Genomic DNA, 1,042 nt, shown 5'->3' on the forward strand with positions numbered 1-1,042 from the left:
GGTTTCCGCAGCAAGGACGCCACCGGCGTAGTTATCTGAGGAGACGACAGGGATCTCAGGTGATAGGTTTCGGTCAAAAGCGATGATAGGAGCTGTAACTCGGTTATAATCTTCAATTCCCAGATTATGACTACCAGAAATAATACCATCTACTTGATTGGCTTCTAGCATTTCAATGTATTCACGTTCTTTTTCAGAATCATGCTCGCTATTACAAATAATGGTTTTATACCCATGTTTGAACAGTTCTTCTTCCAGTTTATCGATTAATTCTGCATAGAAGACATGGCTGATTTTTGGGAAGATTAAGCCGATTAATTTGGCTGATTTTCCTTGTAGGCTCCGAGCGATTGTATTAGGCTTGTAGCCCAACTCCCTCATGGCCTCTTTGACTTTTGAGATAGTTTTTTCAGATAAATAGCCCTTTTTATTGATGACTCGTGAAACTGTCGTAGGGCTGACGCCAGCTAATTTGGCGACATCAGTGAGCTTTGCGACCATAGTCTAGTTCGTAGTATGTTCCAGTAGGTGTTCCAGATTTAATCAAAATACCAGTTTGATTAGCATGCGGGAAGACGCGACCAGAGAATACTTTTTCTCCTTTGTTGATAAAAATTTCAAAAATAGAATGATCGATGAAAATAGTAGCAGTTGTAGCTTGGTTTTCGATCGGGCAAGTACGAGTAGTCCCAAACTCTTGGGCATATTGTTCACCAGCTTGGCTACGATCGACAATGACTTGACCATTTGCAATATCGAAAGTAATAGAAAGACCTTTTCCTTCTTTATCTGCTAGGAGAACAATCTCACTTTTGCTATTAGCTTCAAAGTCTAATTCTAACTCGTAGCAATTATTGGTTGTTTCCTTGTTTGTAAACTCGGATGAAGTGGAGCGAAGCTCTTTTACAGCTTCAACTGGATATTGATAAAGTTTACCGTCCTTAATACTTAGCTCTTTGACCAAAGAGAAAGCTCCTTGGTGGTCATAACGATCAGATGGATAAGCGACATCTGGTAGACCTAACCAGCTAACAGTTAAGGC

The 1,042-nt window shown here is 40.3% G+C and carries 2 protein-coding genes; both read right to left on the reverse strand.

Annotated elements, in window-relative coordinates; translation table 11 throughout:
* Positions 1–501 (reverse strand): LacI family DNA-binding transcriptional regulator (locus QZ359_RS00285; protein WP_293947427.1); only part of this gene is annotated, 501 nt, incomplete at its 3' end.
* Positions 482–1,042: GH32 C-terminal domain-containing protein (locus QZ359_RS00290; RefSeq protein WP_293947429.1), on the reverse strand; the 561-nt coding region annotated here is incomplete at its 5' end. The genes QZ359_RS00290 and QZ359_RS00285, both read right to left, overlap by 20 nt.

The organism is Streptococcus sp. (genome assembly GCF_019414905.1).
In the GTDB taxonomy this organism is placed as follows: Bacteria; Bacillota; Bacilli; order Lactobacillales; family Streptococcaceae; genus Streptococcus.